Raw genomic sequence first — 24,174 nt, forward strand, 5'->3', positions numbered from 1 at the left:
TTTATATATATCCAGTTGGTCCATTTACAATAACTAGGCCAGTATTCTTATTTATTATTTTTTCAAGTTCAAGTCTTTGCTTAGGAAGTAGCTTCAAATTATCTATACAATAGTTAAACCCATTATTATATAAAATTCTTAATACTATTTTTTCACCAAAAACCACTGGAATGATAGATACACGTAAATCATATGTATTTCCATCTATATCCATTGTTATCTTACCATCTTGTGGCCTTCTATGTTCTGTGATATCTAAAGAAGACTTAATCTTTATTCTTGATAATATAGCTGAGTATTCCTCCTTAGTTATTATATATAGAAGACTAAGGATTCCATCAATCCTCACTCTTACATATACTATATCCTTGTAGGGTTCAAAATGTAAATCTGAAGCTTTCTTATCAATGGCTTCCAAAATTATTTCATCTTCAATTTTATTATTATCCTGTGAAAAGAAAACTTTCTTTATGAGATACTTTAACTTATCGTTACTTATAAATATTTCACATATTGTACATCCATAGAGAAATTGCATCTCTTTACAAATGCTTTCATCATGAAGTTCACAAAGCATATACACTTTTCCACCATCCTCTTTAAAAGGAAGTATCCTAGCTTTTTCCGCTTTACTTTTGCTTATTTTTCTTGAAATTAAAATGTCAATATCATTTAGCATTACTTCATTCATTTACTAATTCCTCCTAGTACTAATAATTAACACTTTTTGCTAATAATAATCAAAAAGCAGCTTAGAATTTTTCTAAACTGCTTTTTAACTATTAATTAATTTCAATAAATGTGTAATCACCGGAATCTAAATTTATCATATATATACTATCATTGGCATATGCATATATTTTTTCTTTAGTGCTGCCATCATTATTACCAATAAACAGTATTTCACCATTATCTGTATGGCTTAATCCTTTTTCAAATATTACTTTACTTGGAAAATTAAAGATTAATCTTTTATTCTTTGATAAGTCATATAATGAATAAACATTATCACTCATTCTACCTAATAGATAAATATTTTCATCAATTATTTCTATATCATAAACTTCTACAACGTTATCAGATATAGCTACAACATCTCCATTAACTTTTAGTGATTTTAACGATTTTTCTCCGTTATACTTCTCTATAAAGAAAATCACTTCTGAACCAAAGAATTTTATAAAACTTACATACCCACCACTTATCTCTTCTTCCAATTTTTCTTCATTGCTTTTTAAATCATATGAAAACATACCGCTAGTTTTACTGTCCTTTTTCACTCCATAGTAAATTATCTTCTCATTGCTAAACCATGTAGCATATGTCCCTGAAATACTACAATTAATTTTAAGATCCAGTTTTTCAGAATTTTTAAGATCATATATCACTGGTTGTAGATATTGGTCTTTAGTAAAATAAAACAAATAATTACCATCAGGTGAAAACAAAGGTGCTTGTACACTTTTATCCCTTAATTCAATGTCGGAACCATCATAATGAACATAATATGTCTGATTACTTATATATAAATATGAAGCTGAGTTTTTATTAAAACTTAAGATAAATCTTTCGTTATCTATAATATTATACTCACTTTCTTTAATACTAAGAATATCATACCCACCACTTATTTCATTAATACACGCTCCATTTTCTAATTGTATTTCTTTTTTTGCTTGATTTTGTTCATCATTTTTTATTTCTTTATTAGTGTTATAACCATTAAGTAACATTATGGTTATAAACATTGTCATTAAAACTGAAAAAAAACGCCTTTTCATACTACACCCTTCTCTAACACTAGTATTTTATTTATACTTTCTAACGACAATAATCCATTGAATATATATTACAATAAATGTTATACTTACCTTAGATATTAACATAAAGAAAGGATGACACTTATGGCATTAGACGGTATCTACTTATATAGTTTAGTCGAAGATTTAAAAAAATCAATAATAAATTCAAAAATAGATAAAATAAATCAACCTGAGAAAGATGAAATAATATTAACACTTAGAAAAGATAGGCAAAATATTAGACTTTTAATATCATCCTCTCCTAAATATCCACGTATTCATATTACAGAAGAAAGTAAGCCAAATCCACTTCAAGCACCTATGTTTACAATGGTATTAAGAAAATATCTTATAGGTGGAAAGATTTTAGGCATTGAGCAAATTGATTGCGATAGACTTATTAAAATTTGCATAGAATCTTCTGATGAGCTTGGATTTAACAGCATTTATTATTTAATTGTTGAAATAATGGGTCGTCATAGTAATATATCTCTTGTACGTGAAAGAGATAATAAGATTATGGAGTGTATCAAGCATGTTGGTTCAGATGTTAATAGCTTTAGGACTCTTTATCCTGGAGTAACATATAATTATCCACCGGTTTCTCCAAAGCTTAATCCATTCAAGTTCCAACTTAAAGACTTTACTGAATTTATCTCTAATAATAATCTAGAATTAAATAATTTGATATTTAATAAAATATTCACTGGAGTAAGTAATACATTATCAAAAAACTTATATAAAGATTTGATTAGTACCTACTCTGAAGATGAAATAACAACAACTATACTTTATAATTATTTTATCAAGTTTATCCATCAACTTAATAGTAATTTACAATATAACATCTATACTAAAAATGGAGATTTTGTTGAATTTTACTGTATGAAGTTAAATAGTTTTGCTGAATGTGTAACTCTAAATTTCCCTAATCCTAATGTTTTACTTGATAAATTCTACAAAGAAAAAGATAAGCAAGAAAGATTAAAAAATAGATCTATAAATCTTCAGAGATTGCTCCATACTAATATTGACCGCTGCTTAAAAAAAGCTGAAAAACTTGATGCAATGCTTGCAAAGTGTAAAACAAAGGAAGATTATAAAATTAAAGGTGACCTGTTAACATCATTTATCTATAGTATAAATCCTAATGATTCAGAGATAACATTACATAACTTCTATAGTGAAGACTATGAAGATATCACTATAAATTTAGATCCTAATAAATCACCTGCAGAAAATGTTCAAAGTTATTATAAAAAGTATAATAAGCTAAAAAAATCTGAAGAAGCTGCCAAAGAACAATTAGAGAAAAACTCCGAAGAATTACTATATTTGAATTCAGTTTTAATAAATATACAAAATGCAGATAATTATGAAGAGATTGAAGATATAAAAAATGAATTAATTACAACAGAGTATATTAGAAAAAGAAAACAAAACAAAAATTCAAAGAAAAGCAAAACATCAAAGCCATTACATTTTATTTCTTCTGATGGAATAGATATTTATGTAGGTAAGAATAATATTCAAAATGATTATTTATCTTTAAAATTAGCCAGCAAAAATCATTTATGGCTTCATACAAAAAATATACCTGGCTCACATGTAATAATCTGTGCAACTGATATACCTGATTCAACTTTAGAGGAAGCTGCTTCTCTAGCTGCTTACTATAGTAAAGCTCAGAATTCTACTAAAGTTCCTGTGGATTATACTTTAGTAAAAAATTTAAAAAAGCCTTCTGGTGCTAAACCAGGTATGGTTATCTATCATACTAACTATACATTATATACAGATCCTAAAAACTATACAGATTTAAATATTAGGAAAGAATAAAAAATGGGTGCTAATTCACCCATTTTCCTTATATACGATTTAATAATGTATCTCCATCATTTTTAATTAAATTATTATCAAAATATTGATAGTAATAACATTTTAATCTCCCATTATATAATTTTCTGTTTTTAGTAGCTTTTCTACCAAAAGGTCTTTCAAACCCTTCAAAAGAAGTTAAAATATTAAAGTCCCATCTTTCTAAAGTTCTTTTATTACCACCAAGATATCTATATAATGTTTCAACTTCTTCCTTATCACCAAGTCTTTCACCATATGGAGGATTTGTTATAATAAATCCATTATGCTCTGAAGCTGAGAATTGTTTAAAATCTCTCTTATGGAATTCAATATACTTAGCAATTCCAGCCTTTTCAGCATTAGATCTTGCTACTTTTAACACTCTTCCATCAATATCATAACCAATAAGCTTTATATCTTTATTTTTTATAGATCTTTCTGCTCCTTCTTTAACTTGTTCATAAACATCTGCCCCTATTGTAGGCCATGTCTCTGATACAAAATTTCTACATAATCCTGGTGCGATATTTTGCATAATCATGGCAGCTTCAATTAATATAGTTCCTGAACCACAGAAAGGATCAACTAATACATATTCCCCTTTCCATCTTGAAATTAGAACAAGTGCTGCTGCTAAAGTTTCTTTTAACGGAGCTATTCCTGCATCTTCTCTATATCCTCTTTTGTGTAAACCAGCTCCACTTGTATCTATTGATAAAGTTACCTTATCTTTTAGGATAGCCACTTGAATTTTATATACAGGACCATCTTCACTAAAAGTATCTACTCCATAGCTTTCACTCATACTTGTTACAATAGCCTTTTTAACTATTGATTGACAGTCTGGAACACTATGTAATGTTGAATTAACAGATTTTCCTACTACATGCATAACACCATCTACAGGTATTATCTCACTCCATTTTACTGCCTTTGTTCCTTGGAAAAGCTCTTCAAAGCTTTTAGCTTGGAATTCTGCCATTTTTATAAATACTCTATCAGCTGTTCTTAAGTGAACATTAGCTATAGCTATATCCATTTCATCACCAATAAATTCAACTTTTCCATTTTCAACTTTTAAATCATCATATCCAAGTGCCTTTAATTCTCTTGAAGTTATTCCTTCCAAACCAAATGTTGTGGTTGCAATTAAATTATATTCCATTTTTATCTCCTCTTAAGCTTCGTAAATTTTAACCCATTCGTTGCCATCTATTTCTTCAATTTCTACTGCAATGATTTCAGATTTTGAAGTTGGAATGTTTTTCCCTACATAATCAGCTCTAATAGGAAGCTCCTTATGACCTCTGTCAATTAATACAGCTAGTTGTATACCAAGTGGTCTCCCCACATCGATAATTGCATCTATTGCTGCTCTAACAGTTCTACATGTATATAAAACATCATCTACTAGTATAACTTTTTTTCCTTTTACTTCAACACCTAAATCTACAGAATTAACTTCTGGTAAATCTTGTATTTCAGATATATCATCTCTATACAACGAAATATCAACATAACCTACCGGTACTTTTACTCCTTCAATTTGTTCTATATTCTCAGCTATTCTTTTTGCTAAAGGATATCCTCTTCTCTTAATTCCTATTAAAACAACATCGTTAACTCCTTTGTTTTTTTCAATTATCTCATGAGAAATTCTTATTAAACTTCTTTTTATGGCTTTTTCATCTAATAAATTTGCTTTTAATTTAGTCATAATACTTGCTCCTTTATTTTCTTAACTCTCTTAGTATATCATTAAAATAATCTGGTAATTCTGAATTAAATTCCATATATTCTCTTGTGCTTGGATGTATAAATCCTAATGTTTTAGCGTGCAGTGCCTGACCCTCTATCTTTATCTTTTGTTTATTATGCCCATAAACCAAATCACCTACTAGAGGATGACCTATAGATGCCATATGTACTCTTATTTGATGAGTTCTTCCTGTTTCTAATGTACATTTTACCAATGTAACACCTTTATTATACTCCTCTAAAACTTCATAGTGAGTTACAGCTCTCTTACCATCGTCAACTATTGCCATCTTTATTCGTTCTTTTTTATGACGTCCTAATGGCTTATCAATAGTGCCTTCTTTTTTGTTAAACCTACCTTCAACTAACGCATAATATTCTCTTCTTATTGAATGATCCTTAAATTGTTCTGCTAAAAAATTATGTGCTGCATCATTCTTTGCTATTACTAATATACCAGAAGTATCTTTATCTATTCTATGGACTATTCCAGGCCTAATAACTCCGTTAATTCCCGATAAATCTCCGCAGTGGTATAATAGAGCATTGACTAATGTTCCTTTATAATTACCTGGCGCAGGATGTACAACCATTCCTTTTTCTTTATTTACCACCACTACATCTTCATCTTCATATATAATATTAATATCTATTTTTTCAGCAGTTACATTTAACTCAATTGGTTCCGGTAAAATAACATTTATTATATCATTCTTACGTAACTTATAATTACTCTTTACCTCACACCCATTAATATCGATTTTTTTATCTGTAATTAAGCCTTGAATAAAAGATCTTGATTTACCTTGAATTTGCATTGAAAGATATTTATCAATCCTTTCACCTATAAATTCATCAGTAACATTAAAAATTAAATTGTCCATTTCAAAAACTCCATTTTTTATTAATTCTCTGAACATTATAATATATTAAATAATTATCCTCAATATCTTATCTATAATTATATAAAATTTAAAAGAGACCTTTAGGTCTCTTTAATTAATTATTTGCAAAAAAACTTTTTATTTCTTTCATTTCTTCGCTAGAATTATCCTCTCCAACAACTGCATCTAGCTTCTCTTCAGAAATATGTATATCCTTAGAACTTAAATCTAAATCTTCAACTGTCTCTGAAACATTATAATTCTTAGTTAAATCTTTTTCTAGTTCATCAAAAGTTTGTAATTGTGCATTCATAAAATTTCTGAACTTAGCTCTAAACTTAATGAACTCTTCCTTAATCTTTTCATACTCATCATTCACAGCAATCACATCATTATGAGCCTTATCTAAAACCTTCTGAGCACTTTCATTAGCATTCTTCATTATTAAATCAGCTTCTTTTTGAGAGCTTTCTTTTGCTTGATCAGCCGCATTTTGTGCTAATAATAATGTATTTTGAATTGTATCTTCTAGTTTTTCATAATGCTCAACTTTTTCTCTTATTCTGCTTACTGTATCTTTAAGTCTAGAATTTTCCTTAAATACTTCTTCATAATTCTCTACTATTTCTTCCATAAATTCATCTACTTCATCAGTAGCATATCCTCTTATAGCTTTTTTGAATTCTTTGTTCTTTATATCCATTGGAGTTAATTTCATTACTATATCCCCTCATCTATATATACTTTTTTATAACTACTTTATTTTTACCAGATTTCGTATTGCCAACAATACTGCCAGTACGAAATTTTCCTATACCTGAAATAGTTATTACATTATTTTCCTGTATTTCTTTGCTTTTTTCTTTAATCTTACAATAGTTCACTGAAACTTTATTATTTTGCATTAGTTCAATAGCCTTAGCTCTAGATACGTTAGCAAGTTTCGAAACATAATTATCAATTCTTAGTGAAGGTATGTTAATTACTATTTCTTCAAAGACACTTTGAGGCAAATGTTCTTTATCAACAATCTCTATTTCAACAGGACATCTGCCTACAAATTCCATAGAAGTTGTAATATAATTTGCTATATCCTCATATACCGGTACTACAGCATAATCATGAACCACTCTCAAATCACCTATTTTTTCTCTTTCAATTCCTAATGACATTATTGAACCTAAATAATCCTTATGAGTTAAATCTTTAAATTTCGATTTATTGGTAATTTTAAGACAAATAAAAGGATATTCACAAAAATATTGATTATTAAATGATATTATTCTTCTATCAGCTTCATCATAAGCACCATCAGCTTCAACAATAAAACTATTATTGTTAAAATTCTCAACAAAATAGCTCCAAATATTGGGTGGACAGAAATTTTTTGAAAATACAGGTATATCTTTATTTTTTGCTAACATTAAATTATCATAAATTCTGATTACAGAATCCTTATCTTCATTTGCAAAGTTTTTCAATAGATCTTCTTTTGATATCATAATACACCACTTAATAAATTAAAATTCCACTTATCATGTTTAAAAGCAAAATAGCTACAATTGGAGAAAAATCAATCATCATGTCTCCAAGAAACATGCTTTGAAGCCTTCTAATAGGTTCTAAAATAGGATTATTTATAGAAACTAAAATATTATAAATACTCATTGCTCTTGCATTAGGAATATATGAAAATATTACTTCTGCAAGGATAGTAATATTAAGTACATTCACAAGTATGCTAAGAAAATTACGAATAATTCCTATTTAAACCACCCCCTATTTATTCCAGCTAAATAATGCTTTTGAGCTTATTTCGCTTTTTAATTCATTTGACACTTCAACATTTTGAGGTGATAAAAGATATACTCTTTGTTCTATTTCTTGGAATTCTGCATTTAATACACAAGCAGCACCACTTAAAAAATCAACTAATCTTTGAGCTATTTTTGTGTCTAAACTATTTGTATTAATTACAACTATTTTTCTACTTTTAACAGCTTCAGCTATTTCTCTTGACTCTTCATAAGCTGTTGGCTTTACAACCATTATCTTTGCGGTATTATTACTATGAATATTAACAACCTTTGTACCATGAGTATTTTGAATTATTGGCTCTATTTGATTTTTTTCCTCTTCTTCAGCATCATCTAGTTCATCAAACTCCTCATCATATTCACCTAATCCTATTATTTCCTTTAGCTTTCCAAACATACTATATCTCTCCTTTTCATATTATCTTTTTCCAAATATTCCCGACCCAATCCTAACTAGATTTGATCCTTCTTGTATGGCAATTTTAAAGTCTGAGGTCATGCCCATTGATAATATTTCCATCTGTATATTTTTATAACTCTTCTTACTTAAATCATCATAAATATGTTTACTTTTGTTGAAATAATATCTATTCGAAACTTCATCACCCTTAGGAATAATAACCATAATACCTTTAACTTTAACATGATTACATTTTTCAACTGCTAAAATTAACTTCTCAATATCCTCTTCTAATACTCCACTCTTGCTCTCTTCTCTTCCGATATTAATTTGAATTAATACATTGGCTACTAAGTTATTTTTTTCATACTCACATTCAATTTTATTAAGTAATCTAATGCTTGAAAGCGAATGAATCAAACAAACCTTTCCCACAATATATTTAACTTTATTGGTTTGTAGTTTCCCTATTAAATGCCATCTAATATCATTAGGTAATTCATCTTTCTTACTTAAAAGCTCCTGTACTTTATTTTCGCCAAAATCACGTATACCAGCATCATAAGCTTCTAAAATATCAGAAATGGGCTTAGTCTTAGAAACGGCTAATAGTTTTACACCTTCTGGTATTTCATCCAAGTAGCCCTTAATTTTATCTTTAATACTAATCCTAATCACCCCCTCTTATAAGAGTATATATTATTTTCTTTATGAAAGATATATTTCCTTTATTAATACTATCTAATTATAACATTTTTTTCGTATTTTTTTAATATACTTTCAAATATTTTATCAATTATTTGTCATTCCTATGCATGTATAAAGAATCATAACTCTTTTTTGTAGGTAACACAGTTATACTTTCCATAACATTTACTTCAACTTTTAGCTTTCTTATTATAAGTTCATTAATATAACTTCCTTCAGCTTTTATAGCTGTCTCTAATTGTTCAGGATTACCAATGGCATAAAAATAAAAAGGAGCCATCTCCATGCTTTCATCTTCAAAGCCGATAAAAGCCCAATTGCAAGTTACACCTGTATTATTTAAAATTCTATAACTGTTTAAAGCTATCGCTTCAGCACCAATATATCTTAGTTCATTTATTATCATAGCAACATCAATATCATGAAGGGTTCTTCTATTTACTTCCTCCTGACTATCACTATTTATATCATAATCTCCATCTTCTATTTTAACTACAATTCCAGGGCCCTCTACTTCAGTAAATCCCCCAATGGCATAATAATCATTTAATTGAGAACTCATGTTATCAACAATATTAGCTGAATCAGTTTCATCATTAATATAACTATTATATTGCTCTTGTAGATTATAATTTTCTTCCTTCAAATCACTTATACTTTCGTATAGCATATTCCTTTCTTCTGAAGCATTCTTATATTCTTGTGCATTCATTTTAAATAAGTTTGACATAGAATTTATATTAAAATTATTAGATGCTAAAAATCCAATAATAAGTGATGCTATAAAGATAAAAAACTTATATTTATAGTTTTTCATCTACTCACTCCTTTGCCTATTTTTATATTTCTCTAATACAATACGTCTGATTATAGCAAAGTTATCAAATATGCGCCCTCCGAATACTATTACTGCTGCTATATAAATAGGAATTCCAAGCTTATCGCCAAGATAAGCTAAAGCTGCAGCAAGAAGAGCGTTTCCAAAGAAACCTGAAATAAAAATATCTGGTTGGAACTTATTAGCAAGATTAGCTTTTAATGCACCAAAAACTGAATCTAAGCAAGCTAATACAGCCACTGACATATATGGTGAAAATTTATCTGGTATATTAATATCAAATAATAATCCTAAAAAAACTCCCAATAATAATCCTATAAATGCTATCATAAATCTCACTCCTATTGTACTGGTATTAAATAATCACTTCTTAAAGTCTGTGTTGTTTTTGTAATAGTTATTTCATCGCTGCTCTTAACATCATTGGTATAGTTCTTTAGTGCTCCTGTTTCTAAAGATCCTCCATAACTAACTCCAACATTTAATTTAGACTTATCTCCTATAACTTTAATTATAATTTCGCTACTTGGATCTACTCTTCCTGCAGAACCTATAGATATTGATGAACCAGCATTTTTTATACCGGTTTGAGGAGTTATTCTAATATCATTTATAGATATAGCTTCCGCTCTTGAATACCATAATGTATTTACTAAATATACAAGTTCATCTTCTGTAATTGTCCTAATGCTATCCGATGTGTTAGTACCAAAGATAGATGTCTTAGGGGTTAAAGTAATGATAATACCTGGTCCTTTTACATCCACTAGTCCTAGTTGCATTCTAGCATTATCCAGCTTTTTCTTTACCTCAGCTTCTAATTCACCTTCACTAGTTGCTTTCTCTTCTAAGGCTTTTATTTCTTCATTGAAAGTAGCATTAGCTTCTTCAAGCTCTTCTTTTTCTTTTTTAAGACTTTCTACTTCTTTCAAAATATCTGAATTCTCATATGAATTAGTCAGTTCATTCTTTTTGCTTAACAATTTGAATTGATATGTTAATAAAAAACCTAAAAATCCGCATACTACAGCTACAACTAATTGTGATGCAACTCTTTTCAAATTAACTCCTCCTACTCTTCATTCTTCTTGATTACTGGCATATTTTTAATACTCACATCAATATACCCATTTGTAATCCCTACATTTCCATTTAAAATAATATTATATACATCATTTATTTTTTCATGGAAATCAGTTATTTCTCCAAAAAATACTTCTATCTTTCCCATATACCCTTTTATATCGTATAACTTAGATAAATCAAATCTATCAAATTTTATACTTTCCGTATTTTCAGCAATATATGGATATAAAATTCCTAGTATATTAATAATATGTTCATTATTGATTATCTGCTTTCCTAATTGAAGCTCCTCTGTAGTTACACCAGTAATCTCAACTAAGTTTCTTCCTTCAATATTGTTTGCAATTTCTATTAGAACACCTTTATCATTAAATATATAAAAATTACTATCATATTTTGTATAAAAAACAGGTGATTCTTCAGTAACTATTATATTTAGTGAATTAATTCCACTCATTCTTATCTTTGCTGACAAAAAATACGGTTCACTCAATATATCTTTAATCATTTTATTTCTGTTCAAGATAAAAATGTTTTTACCTATCCTATTATTTACAGTTTCTAACACTGATTCAGCAGAAATATTTGATGTACCTTCCACAGTAATTGTTTTTAAATTAAATAGTGGTGATTTAGTAAAGAAAACTATTAATATTATTAATACTACTGTAGAAATCATAAAAATCTTTTTTCTTACCTTTTTTTTCTTTTTAATCTTAATGTATTCTTTTACTTCATTCATTGCTTTATTTTACATCCTTATCCTAGTTTATACTAATATAATATCATTTTACTCTATAATTTTCATTATAATTTTTTACATAATAAAGAACCCCTAAAATAGGGGCCCTATCTTCTTACCTAACATCAGATTCAATTTGCCTAGATATATTTAACAATATTCCCATTGCCGTCAAATTAATGACAAGCGATGTACCACCATAGCTTATAAATGGCATTGGAACACCAGTAACCGGCATAGAACCCGTTACAACTGCTATATTTATAATAGCTTGCACTGCAATAATAGATGTAATTCCCATTGCTAATAACTTACCATATGTGTCTTTAGCTTTAATAGCTATACGTACACCACGCCATATAAAAATTATAAACAAAGAAATAATAAGTAGACATCCTATCAACCCAAGCTCTTCGCCAATTATTGAAAATATAAAATCATTATGCGGTTCAGGCATATATAATGTTTTTTGTCTTGATTGTCCAAGACCAAGTCCAGTTATACCACCTGACCCTAATGCATAAAATGATTGAATCAATTGATATCCATCACCAGCAGCATCCTTCCACGGATCAATAAAATTAAGCATTCTAGCTCTTCTGTAATCCGAACTAAAGATAAAAAATATTGCTAAAGTCAATAATGTCGGTAACACTATTCCAAATAAGTGCTTAATTTTCCCACCAGAGATAAAAAGTAAGATAAATGTAACAATCATTATAATTGCTGCAATACTTAAATTTTTTTCAGCTAAAACTAAAGCTGCAAAAAAACCAGATAAAGCAAGATATGGTACTATTCCAGTCCAAAAATCTTTTATTCCATCACCTTTAATATCAATGCTTAAAGCAAGAAATAATACTACCACATATTTAGTAAGCTCTGATGGCTGAAATGACAATCCACCAAGCTGAATCCATCTTTTAGCACCATTTACTGCTGGGAAAAAAAATACTGCTATTAATAATGGAATAGTAATTATCAATAATTTCGGTGTTATTTTTTTTAGTCTGTGATAGTCAAAATTCATCATAAAAAACATAGCCACCAAGCCTATAACAGCCATTATCCCCTGCTTCTTTAAATAAAACATACTATCATTATAGTGAAACATTGAGTAAAATGAACTTGCTGAATATATCATTACAACACCAATTGCCAATAATATAAGTATTGTATATAAAACTCCCAAATCGACTTTTCCTATGTTTTTATTTTGATTCCTCTTGTCTAATATCACAGACATTCCTCCTATTTTACAATGCTAAGAATCCTATTAAACATAAAACTGCTGTAATAAGTGAAAATACTGTAACTATTTTTATTTCTGACCAGCCACATTTTTCAAAGTGATGATGTACAGGAGCCATTTTAAATACTCTTTTACCTGTTAATTTAAAGGAAGTAACTTGTATTATAACTGATAAAGTCTCAAATACATAAACTCCTCCTACTATTATTATTAATAACGGCTGTTCTAATATTATAGCAACAGTGGAAATAGCACCACCAATTGCAAGGGATCCTGTATCTCCCATAAAAATTTTTGCAGGATAAGCATTATATTTTAAAAATCCTATAAGTCCACCTATCAATACTACGCAAAATACAGCTAGAGATGTTTCTTTCATCATAAAGCATACAATTGTAAAGAATGTTAAAACTAAAATTGATACTGATGTAGCTAATCCATCTAATCCATCTGTTAGATTAACGGCATTGGTTGTAGCTGCATATATTATTACCACAAAAGGAATATATAAAATTCCTAATGGTATTTCAAATGAAGTAAAAGGAATTAACAAATTAGTATTTAAATTATAATACCCGTAAATAGCTAAAGCTATAGAAAATATTAATAATAATATCATTTTTTGTCCTGGCTTTAAGCCTTCACTTTGCTTTTTAAGTATTTTTAACAAATCATCTAAAAATCCAATAAACCCAAATGCAATTAATGAATATAAAGCAATCATTGCTTTATCATTAAATTTATACCCTAAAATAAGCATAACTATTAAGGAGGATAAAATAAAAAGAATTCCACCCATTGTTGGCGTTCCAGCTTTTTTTAAATGACTTTCTGGACCTTCTTCCCTAATATTCTGGCCAAACTTTAACTTTCTTAATAATGGAATTGCTATTGGTCCAGACACCAATGAAAATATTATAGATAATATCAAGCCTATTCCTAACTTAGAACTTACAAAATTTATTAAAGTCTCCCCCATATAAACTGCTCAGCAGCAGTTCACCTCCTTCGTTTTATTTTAATTCCTTTAACTTGGATATTACTTCTTCAAATCTCATCCCTCTAGAAGCCTTAACTAATATAACATCATCTTTATTAATTAGATTATCTACTTCTTCAAAAAAATCATCTTTTGAAGCAAATTTTCTAATATGCTCACTGCCAAATCCATTTTCATAGTTATTAACATTTTCACCGATAACTATTAATAAATCTATTTTACCTTTTGCAAATGAACCTACCTCTTCATGGGCTTCTTCCGTTTTACTTCCAAGTTCGTACATGTCTCCTAATATAGCAACTCTTCTACTTGCTGCTTTAGTCATTAATACCTCTATGGAAGATTTCATAGAATCTGGGCTAGCATTATAACAGTCATTTATAATAGTAATCTTATTAGTTTTTTCAGTTTCTAATCTCATAGATGTAGCCTTTAAATTTGAAAGTCCTTCGTTCATATCTTTAAGGGATACATTTAGATTTTTTGCAATATCTATAGCCAACATCATGTTTAATACATTATGCTTTCCTGCCATAGGTAATTCAAAATCAAATTTATCATCTCCACAATTAGCAGTAAACTTTACACTATCTTCTCTTAATATAATATTAGATGCGTAAATATCATATTCGTTATTATATCCAATTTTTTCAATTTTATAATTATCAGAATGAATTTGTTTAAGCCTTTTATCTTCAGCATTTACCACTAATATATTATCTTTTGTGAAGTATTCTGCAATTTCCATCTTAGCTTTAAGTATATTATCTTGCGTCTTTAGATTTTCCAAATGAGAAAGACCTATATTCGTAATAACAGCCATATCTGGTTCTGCTGCTTCTGCTAATATCTTAATTTCTCCTAAGTCACTCATGCCCATTTCTAAAACTGCTACATCATGCTTAGATGTAAGCTTCAATATCATAAGTGGAAGTCCTATTTCACTATTAAAATTACCTTCTGTTTTAAATACATTATACTTTGTACTTAATACAGCTGCAATTAAATCCTTTGTTGAAGTCTTGCCACAAGAACCTGTAACTCCAATAACCTTAAGATTTAATTTTCTTCTATAGAAATTAGCTAATTTAAGCATTGATTTAACTGTATTATCTACTTTAATTACAATACCTTTTCCCATAGCATCTTCCTTTTTAAAGTTAACTTCATCCACTACAGCAATAGATGCTCCTTTTTCAAGAACATCTATTGCTACATTATTAGCATTAAATTTTTCACCTTTAATTGCAAAAAATATACAATCTTCTGTAACTTTTCTATTATCTATACAAGTACATTTAAACTTTTTATAATCATTATTAATAACTACCTCACCTTCAAGAGCACTTACCAATTCTTCAAATGAAAATTCCATCTATTTTCCTCTACTTTCCTGATAATATTTCATCAACAACTTCTCTTTCATCAAAATGTATCACGCCTTCATTATTAATTTGATATGTTTCATGACCTTTTCCAGCTAAAACAACAACATCACCTGGTTCAGCCATTTTTAAAGCTAATCTTATGGCTTCAGATCTATTTTCGATTGCAAGATAATTTGTTTTTTCTATACCTACAACTATATCCTTAATAATAGCCATTGGATCCTCATGTCTTGGATTATCAGAAGTTATAATAACAAGGTCAGCAATTTCACTTCCAACTCTCCCAAGTTCAGCTCTCTTAATTTTGTCTCTATCGCCACCACTTCCATAAACAGCTATAAGTCTGTTCTTTGCAAATGATTTCAATGTTTCTAAAATATTCTTCATACCATCTGGTGTATGTGCAAAATCGATGATTATTTCATAAGGTATATCATATTTATCTCCAATTCTTTCACATCTTCCAGGTACAACTACATCTAAAAGTCCTGACTTTATGCATTCTTCTGAAATATTTAATTCTTTCGCTGCAGCAATTGTTCCTAAAGCATTATATATATTATACTCACCTGGTAAAACAAACTTATATGAAGTATTATTGCAATCAAATAGTATATCTTTCTCTTCAAGTCTAATATTTTCTGCTCTAAAATCACTTGAATTTTCTATTGAATAAGTTACTGTTTTTTTGCCTAACTTTTCAACATCATTTAATACTCTATAACCATAGCTATTATCAATATTTATAACAGAAATTTTACTTCTTTCAAATAATTTAAATTTAGCATTATAGTAATTATCAAAAGTCTTGTGGAAGTCTAAGTGATCTCTTGTTATATTTGTGAAAATTCCTACTTCAAAATTACATCCATAAACTCTATCTAACTCTAATGAATGTGATGAAACTTCCATTACACAATATTTACATCCTTTATCAACCATATCCTTAAATAACTTTTGAAGTTCTAATGATTCAGGTGTTGTTCTTTCTGATTTAACTTTTTCATCTCCTATATAATTAGCTATAGTCCCTACAAGTCCAACTTTTTCTCCTGATTTTTCAAGTATTGATTTTAAAATATATACACTAGTAGTCTTACCATTTGTACCAGTAACTCCAATAAGCTTTAATTTTTTTGTTGGATGATCATAAAAATTAGCAGACATAATAGCTAATGCTTTTCTACCTTCAGTAACTCTTAAAACTGTTACTTCCTCAGGTATAGTATTGAGATCTAAATCTTTTTCACACATAACTACTGTAGCTCCAGCTTTTATTGCATTAACTGCATAATCATGACCATCAACTTCAAATCCACTTAAACATACAAACAAGTCATTTTCAGTAATCTTTCTACTGTCATACTGTATTTTATTAATTTCCTTTTCATCGCTTCCTTGTAAAACCTTATAATCTACACCATTTAATAACTCTAATAATTTCATCTTCTATCTCTCCTTAATTATCATTAAATGTTTACTCAATAGCATTTTTAATGCTTCGCATAAAAAATAGCATGTGTAAATCCACATGCTAAAAATGAAAAAAGTTAATCTCCATAATCATCACTAAGAGTTAACCTAACATTTGAACCTGTGGTTATTACTTCACCCGCAGGAATACTTTGATCAATAACAAAACCATCACCTTCAAGGATATATTTTATACCTAAGTTGTCAAGGACATCTTCAGCTGAGGTTACTGAAAATCCTGTTAAATCTGGCATAGATACCTTATTATTATCTACTGCATCTCCAGTATAAATTGTTATTTTGGTTCCTTCTTTCACTGTATAACCTGGATATGGCTGAGTATTTGTTACACTCTCCCCACTACCCTCTATATTATACTCTAAATTTACATCTTTTAAAATTTTTTTTGCTTCTTCTATAGATTTTCCACGAATTTCTGGAATTAAAATATCCCTTGCTACCGCATTATAGTCTTCAGAAAATTCCGAATCCATATAATTGAATATATCTGTCAAAAGTATTTTCATAAGTGGTGCAGTTACAACACCGGCATAATAGGCTCCATTACTTGGTTCATCAATACTTATGAAAGCTGTAATTTCCGGTGAATCTATAGGTGCCATTGCAGCCATAGATGAAATATACTTTCCGCTTTCATATCCTCCAGTTACTGAATTAACCTTTTGTGCTGTTCCAGTCTTACCGCCTATGTGATATCCTTCTATATAGCTTTTATTTGAACCACCTTCATTTACTGTTCTCTCCAAATAATCCCTTAAAGTAGCTGTACTTTTAGCCGACAACACATTTTTAGAAATTACTGGTTCAAAAGTTTCATCTACTATTTTAGTACCAGTATTATCATAGTGAGATACTTCCTTAAGTATATGAGGCTGTATTAAACTACCACCATTAGCAAGAGCATTGAATGCTTGCATATATTGAATAGCAGTTACTGTATTAGTTTGTCCAAATGAAATAGTTGCTAAATCTGATTCTGTAATACTTTCAGTCTTTTTTACTATACCAGATGCTTCACCTGGTAAATCAATACCTGTAGTTTTACCAAATCCAAGCTTTTTAATATACTCATTTAATGTTTCTTTACCAATTTTTTCGCCCAACTTCATAAATCCAACATTACATGAATTTTGTAAAATTTGAGGTAAAATTTGACTACCATGACCTGATGTCTTCCAACACTTAATGGTATGAGAACCAACTTGAAGGCTTCCTCCACATTCAAAAGTATCTGATTCAGAAGCTATTCCTTCTTCTAAAGCAGTTACCATTGTCACAACCTTAAAGATAGATCCTGGTTCAAAGGTATCATTTACCAAGCTATTTCTCCACATTTTTTGTAGCTTTTCTCCATCAGTTTCACCAGAAAAATCTTCAAATCCATCAAAAGCATTATTAGGATCAAAATCCGGCTTATTAACCATGGCTAATATTTCTCCATTATTAGGATTCATAACCATAATAGATACTCTTTTAGCTTGATTATCTACTAATCCTTTTTCAGCCACCTTCTCTGCAATAGCTTGTATTTTAGAATCAGTTGTTAAGGTAACATCCTTTCCATCTATAGGTTCTGTAAAATTAGATATAGTATAAGATAAATTTTCTTCATTACGTTCAATTTCAGAAATTCTCACGCCAGGTACACCTGATAAATATTCATTATATTGAAGTTCAACTCCTGTAAGGCCTTGTCCATCAACATTGGTGCTTCCTAGAACATGTGCTAAAAATTCCCCTTTAGGATAATACCTTTTTGTATCTGGAGAAACAATTACACCATCAATATTTAAGTTATTAACCTTATCAGCAGATTCTTTTTCTATTCTTCTTATCAAGGTTGCAGAACCAGCATTAGCACCACTAGCCAGCTTAGTTTCAAGTTTTTCCATAACCTTATTTTCTTCCATGCCTACGGCATCAGCAATTTTTCCAGCAATATCAGCATTAGTTAATGAGTTATTTTTAAGATACTGCCTAACTGAGTTTAAATCAAAATCAACTCTATAAACATTTGCCGAAACTGCTAGTTCTACACCATTTCTGTCTAGTATTCTTCCTCTTCTTGCATCAATACTTACTTCACTTGTCCACTGCTCTTCAGCTCGGGATGAATATTCATCCCTCTTAACAATCATAATATAGGACAATCTTAGAATTAATATAAAAAAAACTACCACAATTGTCCATACTACTAATGTTAGTCTCTTCTGAATCAACGCCCGATCTTTAAACTTCTTTTTTTTCACTTTCATTCCCCCATTAAATAATTAGAGAATGAATAGTTATATTTTTTCAAAGAAATAAAAACATCACTTACATTCCCTAATTAAAAATACCTTTAATTTTATCGAGGAAACTTTCTTTATTTTCTTCTTCATTGATATGTGAAAAATAATCTTTAGACATATCAATCAGTATAGTATTATCCTTGTTAGGATATACCATGCCTAATTCATTTTCAGCAACGTTCTTAACATTTTCTAAAGATGAATATTTTAATAACATTACTTTTAATGCATCATTAATATCTGATGATGCTGCTGTTTCTTCTTTTATTTCTGTTAATTCATTTTGCCTATCATAAACATACCCATCAATTGCTAAGGTTATTCCACCAAGAATACAAACTAAAGCTGAAATCCCCACCACATTTGAAATTAAATTCACCTTAAGCTTCTTAATTTTCTTTGCTCGTAACTCTTCCTTGATTTTTTGCTTCTTGTTTTTGTCATACTGCGGCTTTCTTTCAGGTACAAGTGCGGTGTTTCCTCTTGTATAATTATATTCCCTAGCACCCATTTTATTCACATCCCTACATTTTATTTATTATTTAGAATTATAGTTTTTCTATAACTCTTAATTTAGCACTTCTACTTCTTGGATTTATATCCACTTCTTCTTTCGTAGGTTCTATGGCTTTTCTTGAGATAACTTTTACTTTTGCTTTTTCACCACAGACACAAACTGGGAATTCTTTAGGACATCTACACGAAACAGCTAAATCTCTAAATTTATTTTTTACTATTCTATCTTCAAGAGAATGGAAAGTTATTATTGCCATTCTACCGCCTTTATTAAGTTTTCCTACTCCATCCTCTATAGTTTTATTTAATATAGAAAGTTCACTATTTACTTCAATTCTGATTGCTTGGAAAGTTCTCTTAGCTGGATGTGGTCCTTCTCTTCTCGCTTTTGCAGGTATAGCACTCTTTATAATTTCAACAAGTTCTAAAGTTGTTTCAATATTTTTTTCTTGTCTATTTTCTACAATAAAGCTGGCAATTCTTCTTGCAAACTTTTCTTCGCCGTAATCTCTTATAATTCTATATAAATCTTCTTCTGAATACTCATTTATGACATTATATGCAGAAAAGTCATTATCCCTATTCATTCTCATATCAAGGGGAGCATCTTTCATATAGCTAAATCCTCTCTCTCCTTCATCAAGTTGATAAGAAGACACGCCTAAATCCATAAGTATTCCATCAACACCATCAATATTTAAATTGTTTAAAACATTTTCTATACTAGAAAAATTACTATGTACAAATGTAACATTTGAATAATTTTCCAATCTTTCCTTTGCAGCTTTCAACGCATCAGTATCCTGATCTATTCCTATCAGTCTTCCTTCATTCGAAAGTTTCTTTAAAATTTCACTTGAATGTCCTGCACCTCCTAAAGTTCCATCCACATAAATACCATTTTCTTTGATATTTAATCCTTCTAAACATTCATTTAATAAAACTGAAATATGATTAAATTCCATAAAATTAACTCCTTTTATTATAGCTGTCCATTTTTACGCTACAGAGCTTTAAGTACTTAGTATACAAATATACTTACAACATTTTTTACTCTATACACTTACTATTTTCATTTTCTATAGTTACTATAACCTTTTCTAATTCTGCATATTATTTCTATACTAAATTGATTTTGTTTCATATGTGCATAACTGCTACATTATACCGTTTTAACCACTCTATTATATATTCTATATAAAATTACAGTATCCTTCAAGATTTATTTAGTATTTATTCTATATTTATTGACATTAAAACAACTTTATCGAAAAAATAACTCTACATGAATATTAATCCATGTAGAGTTTTAAGGAAATTTAAAATATTAAACGTTAAATCTAAAGTTAACTACGTCACCATCATGCATAACGTAATCTTTGCCTTCTAATCTATATTTTCCTTTTTCTTTAGCTTGTGCTTCTGAGCCACATTCAACTAAATCATTATAAGCCACAACTTCTGCTCTGATAAATCCTCTTTCAATATCAGTGTGTATCTTACCAGCAGCTTGAGGTGCCTTTGTACCTTCTTTAATAGTCCAAGCTCTAACCTCTTGAACTCCAGCTGTAAGATAACTTATTAATCCTAACAATCTATAAGATGCTCTTATAAGTTTATCTAAGCCAGCTTCAGTTAAGCCATATTCTTCTAACATTTCTGCTTTTTCTTCATCTTCTAAACCTGAAAGTTCTTCTTCAAGCTTAGCACAAACAACTACTATTTCAGAGTTTTCTGCTTCTGCATATTCTCTAACCTTTTGAACATATTCATTGTTTAAGTTTCCGCTCATCATATCATCTTCAGATATGTTACATGCATAAAGTACCGGCTTAGAAGTAATCATAAATAAAGTCTTAATGAATGCTTCTTCATCTTCATTAACTTCTAAAGTTCTTATAGGCTTATTTAATTCTAAATGAGCCTTAACTTTTTCCATTATTTCATATTCAACCTTTGCTTTTTTATCGCCTGATCTAGCAAGCTTAACTCCCTTTTCCATTCTTCTTTCAAGAACTTCTAGGTCAGCAAATATTAATTCTAAATTTATAGTTTCAATATCTCTTATTGGATCAACGCTTCCCTCAACATGCACAACATTTTCATCATTAAAACATCTTACTGTATGAACAATAGCTTCAACTTCTCTTATGTGAGATAAAAATTTATTTCCTAATCCCTCACCTTTTGAAGCTCCTTTAACTAATCCTGCAATATCATAAAATTCTACAGTAGTATAGACTTTTCTCTTTGTATTATACATTTTTTCTAATACATCTAATCTCCTATCTGGTACACTTACAACACCAACATTTGGTTCTATAGTACAGAATGGATAGTTAGCTGATTCTGCACCTGCTTTTGTTATCGCATTAAATAATGTACTTTTTCCTACGTTTGGTAATCCTACAATTCCTAATCTCATCTATGTACATTCCTTTCTTACCTTAACTAATACTTTAAGATTATACTCTAGATATAATTTTATTTCAACACAATAATATTATTATCGCTTTTTAAAATAATAATTAATTTCCCTTGTTAAGCTACTTAATCTAAATTTTGATTTTAACATACTCCTACTTCTTTTTACTCATTTATTTTACAGTTCATTCCTAATTTAACTCATTATCAATACTATTTTAAATTTTTCCATGTTTATATTATCTGCTTTTACTAAAAATAGATTTAAAAGACTTAATAGGAGGTTTTAATAGTGAAAAATAAAAGCCTAAATATTTTTATCTTTTCTTTACTAATTTTAATGGCATGTAATTTTATTTCTGCCAACAGTTATAGCATTCAAAATAAATCAGCCCCAGAAAACTCAGAATTAAACTGGTACTTTGTTAATCGTGGAAATAATCAAAGTCCTGAATGTCCAAAAGAAAGTGCTGAGTTTTTAGATACCTACGATGCTTATTATGTTGGTGATACAGAAAATAAAATAATTTATTTAACATTTGATGAAGGATATGAAAATGGGTACACTGTAAAAATATTAGATGTTTTAAAGGAAGAAAATGTACCAGCAGCATTTTTTGTGGTGAAACCATACATCATTCAAAACCCTGAAATAATTAAAAGAATGAATTTAGAAGGACATCTAGTATGTAATCATTCTTCTCACCACCCTTCCATGGCTTCAATTACTGACAAAGAAAAATTCATCAAAGAATTTACTGAAGTTGAAGATGCCTATAAAGAAATTACTGATTCAGAAATGCCTAAATTCTTCCGTCCACCAATGGGTAAATACTCATTGACATCTTTAAAACAAACAAAGGAATTAGGTTATAAGACAATTTTTTGGAGCTTTGCCTATAAAGATTGGATTATTGATAATCAACCAAGCAAAGAAATGGCTATTAAAAAGATTACCTCTGGAGTTCATCCTGGCTGTATCATGCTTCTTCATGCTGTATCTAAAACCAATACCCATGTCTTAAAGGATGTTATAACTCAGCTTAAAAATGAGGGATATGAATTTAAATCTTTAAATGATTTACCTGAAAAATAATCTAAAAGTAAAACAGAGAATGCTAAGCATCCTCTGTTTTATATTTCATTATAAAATCCACTACAGATTTCTTCTTTTAAAACTCTTGATTTCATAGATATTTCATTACATCTCTCTGGAATATTTTTGAATTCCTCATATGATTTTAGTGATTTATAATTTATCAACACATTTATAATTGCACTTTCTATTGCACCATTAAGCAATATAGCTGCTACAATTCCATCTGATTTAAGATTCTTATTACCAAAAGTTATTGCAAATTTTATATTATCATAATATACTAAAGATTTTTCTGCTAACTCCAATGGCGTATTCATTGCCTTTATCGTTGCATATTTAAGCTTTTCTTTCCTAATATTCTTTTCTTCTTCTGTGCCATTAGAAAGTCTATAGCAATCCATAACAGCCATAAAATCTGCTCTATCCTTTTCCATAAAAGTCAAAGCATTCTTAGTAAATTCTTTTGTTTCAGCTTGAAATTTAAGCATTTTTGATTTATTTTCTTCTGTAAGATTTTGAAATAATTTTTTGTCAACAGTGAAAGAATATACCATATCATTTAAACTAGATGCAAGTGCAGAAACTAAAGCTGCTGTACTTCCACCACCTGGGGAAGATTTATCACCTGATAAATCTTCTATAAATTTTGATATGGTCATTTCCTTAAATTCCATTTTTCATGCCTCCTATTTTAAAAGTTAGTGTAAAGTTTTTTACACTATTTTTATTTTAAAATCTTTATATATCAAGGTTTCGAAAGTTTTTTGCATAAAAAAAACAACGACCCCCTAATTTCATGTTAAAATTGAATCTCT

25 protein-coding genes are annotated in these 24,174 nt (G+C 29.0%); 2 read left to right on the forward strand and 23 right to left on the reverse strand.

Annotated features, from left to right (window positions below; all coding sequences use genetic code 11):
- Window position 1: 1 nt before the first annotated feature.
- Together H8R92_RS07325 and H8R92_RS07330 are read right to left on the reverse strand one after the other, a co-directional pair.
- Entirely contained in the window at window positions 2-691 is a 690-nt protein-coding gene (locus tag H8R92_RS07325) for a GspE/PulE family protein (protein WP_186835113.1), read from the reverse strand.
- Window positions 692-782: 91 nt separating this feature from the next.
- Entirely contained in the window at window positions 783-1,781 is a 999-nt protein-coding gene (locus tag H8R92_RS07330) for a hypothetical protein (protein ID WP_186835114.1), read from the reverse strand.
- Window positions 1,782-1,904: 123 nt separating this feature from the next.
- Between H8R92_RS07330 and H8R92_RS07335 the strand changes: the two genes are divergently transcribed.
- A complete protein-coding gene (locus H8R92_RS07335) occupies window positions 1,905-3,641 on the forward strand; it encodes an Rqc2 family fibronectin-binding protein (protein WP_186835115.1) in 1,737 nt (578 codons plus the stop codon).
- A gap of 28 nt (window positions 3,642-3,669) precedes the next feature.
- On the opposite strand, the gene H8R92_RS07340 is transcribed toward H8R92_RS07335, so the two are convergent.
- The 20 genes from H8R92_RS07340 to ychF all read right to left on the reverse strand — a co-directional run bounded on the left by H8R92_RS07340 (window position 3,670) and on the right by ychF (window position 22,261).
- The gene (locus tag H8R92_RS07340; RefSeq protein WP_022212630.1) at window positions 3,670-4,827 is read right to left on the reverse strand and encodes a THUMP domain-containing class I SAM-dependent RNA methyltransferase; all 1,158 of its coding nucleotides are present in this window, start codon (window positions 4,825-4,827) and stop codon (window positions 3,670-3,672) included.
- A 12-nt stretch (window positions 4,828-4,839) separates the two neighbouring features.
- Complete coding sequence (pyrR, locus tag H8R92_RS07345) at window positions 4,840-5,379, reverse strand: bifunctional pyr operon transcriptional regulator/uracil phosphoribosyltransferase PyrR (RefSeq protein ID WP_186835116.1); 540 nt, start codon at window positions 5,377-5,379, stop codon at window positions 4,840-4,842.
- A gap of 13 nt (window positions 5,380-5,392) precedes the next feature.
- On the reverse strand, window positions 5,393-6,304 hold the full coding sequence (locus tag H8R92_RS07350; RefSeq protein WP_022212631.1) for an RluA family pseudouridine synthase: 912 nt from the start codon (window positions 6,302-6,304) through the stop codon (window positions 5,393-5,395).
- 115 nt (window positions 6,305-6,419) lie between these two features.
- A complete protein-coding gene (locus H8R92_RS07355) occupies window positions 6,420-7,022 on the reverse strand; it encodes a DivIVA domain-containing protein (protein WP_022212632.1) in 603 nt (200 codons plus the stop codon).
- A gap of 16 nt (window positions 7,023-7,038) precedes the next feature.
- Window positions 7,039-7,806 carry a YlmH/Sll1252 family protein gene (locus H8R92_RS07360; RefSeq protein ID WP_022212633.1) on the reverse strand — a complete coding sequence of 256 codons (768 nt, stop codon included), beginning with the start codon at window positions 7,804-7,806 and terminating at the stop codon, window positions 7,039-7,041.
- A gap of 10 nt (window positions 7,807-7,816) precedes the next feature.
- Window positions 7,817-8,071 carry a YggT family protein gene (locus tag H8R92_RS07365; RefSeq protein WP_494545901.1) on the reverse strand — a complete coding sequence of 85 codons (255 nt, stop codon included), beginning with the start codon at window positions 8,069-8,071 and terminating at the stop codon, window positions 7,817-7,819.
- Window positions 8,072-8,083: 12 nt separating this feature from the next.
- On the reverse strand, window positions 8,084-8,518 hold the full coding sequence (locus H8R92_RS07370) for a cell division protein SepF (RefSeq protein WP_022212634.1): 435 nt from the start codon (window positions 8,516-8,518) through the stop codon (window positions 8,084-8,086).
- Between the two features lie 21 nt (window positions 8,519-8,539).
- Window positions 8,540-9,190, reverse strand: coding sequence for a YggS family pyridoxal phosphate-dependent enzyme (locus H8R92_RS07375; RefSeq protein ID WP_186835126.1), 651 nt, complete (start codon window positions 9,188-9,190; stop codon window positions 8,540-8,542).
- Window positions 9,191-9,317: 127 nt separating this feature from the next.
- On the reverse strand, window positions 9,318-10,046 hold the full coding sequence (locus tag H8R92_RS07380; RefSeq protein WP_186835118.1) for a DUF881 domain-containing protein: 729 nt from the start codon (window positions 10,044-10,046) through the stop codon (window positions 9,318-9,320).
- Window positions 10,047-10,397, reverse strand: coding sequence for a small basic family protein (locus H8R92_RS07385; RefSeq protein WP_022212637.1), 351 nt, complete (start codon window positions 10,395-10,397; stop codon window positions 10,047-10,049).
- A gap of 11 nt (window positions 10,398-10,408) precedes the next feature.
- On the reverse strand, window positions 10,409-11,128 hold the full coding sequence (locus H8R92_RS07390; RefSeq protein ID WP_022212638.1) for a DUF881 domain-containing protein: 720 nt from the start codon (window positions 11,126-11,128) through the stop codon (window positions 10,409-10,411).
- An 11-nt stretch (window positions 11,129-11,139) separates the two neighbouring features.
- A complete protein-coding gene (locus tag H8R92_RS07395) occupies window positions 11,140-11,895 on the reverse strand; it encodes a cell division protein FtsQ/DivIB (RefSeq protein WP_022212639.1) in 756 nt (251 codons plus the stop codon).
- Between the two features lie 115 nt (window positions 11,896-12,010).
- Complete coding sequence (spoVE, locus tag H8R92_RS07400) at window positions 12,011-13,141, reverse strand: stage V sporulation protein E (RefSeq protein WP_186835119.1); 1,131 nt, start codon at window positions 13,139-13,141, stop codon at window positions 12,011-12,013.
- Between the two features lie 10 nt (window positions 13,142-13,151).
- Window positions 13,152-14,126, reverse strand: coding sequence for a phospho-N-acetylmuramoyl-pentapeptide-transferase (mraY, locus tag H8R92_RS07405; RefSeq protein ID WP_022212641.1), 975 nt, complete (start codon window positions 14,124-14,126; stop codon window positions 13,152-13,154).
- A gap of 34 nt (window positions 14,127-14,160) precedes the next feature.
- On the reverse strand, window positions 14,161-15,522 hold the full coding sequence (locus H8R92_RS07410; RefSeq protein ID WP_022212642.1) for a UDP-N-acetylmuramoyl-tripeptide--D-alanyl-D-alanine ligase: 1,362 nt from the start codon (window positions 15,520-15,522) through the stop codon (window positions 14,161-14,163).
- Window positions 15,523-15,532: 10 nt separating this feature from the next.
- Window positions 15,533-16,981 carry a UDP-N-acetylmuramoyl-L-alanyl-D-glutamate--2,6-diaminopimelate ligase gene (locus tag H8R92_RS07415; RefSeq protein WP_022212643.1) on the reverse strand — a complete coding sequence of 483 codons (1,449 nt, stop codon included), beginning with the start codon at window positions 16,979-16,981 and terminating at the stop codon, window positions 15,533-15,535.
- Window positions 16,982-17,085: 104 nt separating this feature from the next.
- Window positions 17,086-19,278 carry a stage V sporulation protein D gene (locus tag H8R92_RS07420; protein ID WP_022212644.1) on the reverse strand — a complete coding sequence of 731 codons (2,193 nt, stop codon included), beginning with the start codon at window positions 19,276-19,278 and terminating at the stop codon, window positions 17,086-17,088.
- A 76-nt stretch (window positions 19,279-19,354) separates the two neighbouring features.
- A complete protein-coding gene (locus H8R92_RS07425; protein WP_022212645.1) occupies window positions 19,355-19,831 on the reverse strand; it encodes a hypothetical protein in 477 nt (158 codons plus the stop codon).
- A 37-nt stretch (window positions 19,832-19,868) separates the two neighbouring features.
- Window positions 19,869-20,801 (reverse strand): 16S rRNA (cytosine(1402)-N(4))-methyltransferase RsmH, encoded by a 933-nt coding sequence (gene rsmH / locus H8R92_RS07430; protein WP_022212646.1) that lies wholly within the window; start codon window positions 20,799-20,801, stop codon window positions 19,869-19,871.
- Window positions 20,802-21,163: 362 nt separating this feature from the next.
- Complete coding sequence (gene ychF / locus H8R92_RS07435; RefSeq protein WP_022212647.1) at window positions 21,164-22,261, reverse strand: redox-regulated ATPase YchF; 1,098 nt, start codon at window positions 22,259-22,261, stop codon at window positions 21,164-21,166.
- Between the two features lie 339 nt (window positions 22,262-22,600).
- Between ychF and pdaA the strand changes: the two genes are divergently transcribed.
- Window positions 22,601-23,356, forward strand: coding sequence for a delta-lactam-biosynthetic de-N-acetylase (pdaA, locus tag H8R92_RS07440; RefSeq protein WP_186835127.1), 756 nt, complete (start codon window positions 22,601-22,603; stop codon window positions 23,354-23,356).
- Window positions 23,357-23,394: 38 nt separating this feature from the next.
- On the opposite strand, the gene H8R92_RS07445 is transcribed toward pdaA, so the two are convergent.
- The gene (locus H8R92_RS07445) at window positions 23,395-24,033 is read right to left on the reverse strand and encodes a cyclodeaminase/cyclohydrolase family protein (protein ID WP_022212649.1); all 639 of its coding nucleotides are present in this window, start codon (window positions 24,031-24,033) and stop codon (window positions 23,395-23,397) included.
- Window positions 24,034-24,174: the final 141 nt, after the last annotated feature.

Origin of the sequence: Clostridium lentum (assembly GCF_014287815.1) — a bacterium.
Classification (GTDB): Bacteria; Bacillota; Clostridia; order Clostridiales; family Clostridiaceae; genus Clostridium; species Clostridium lentum.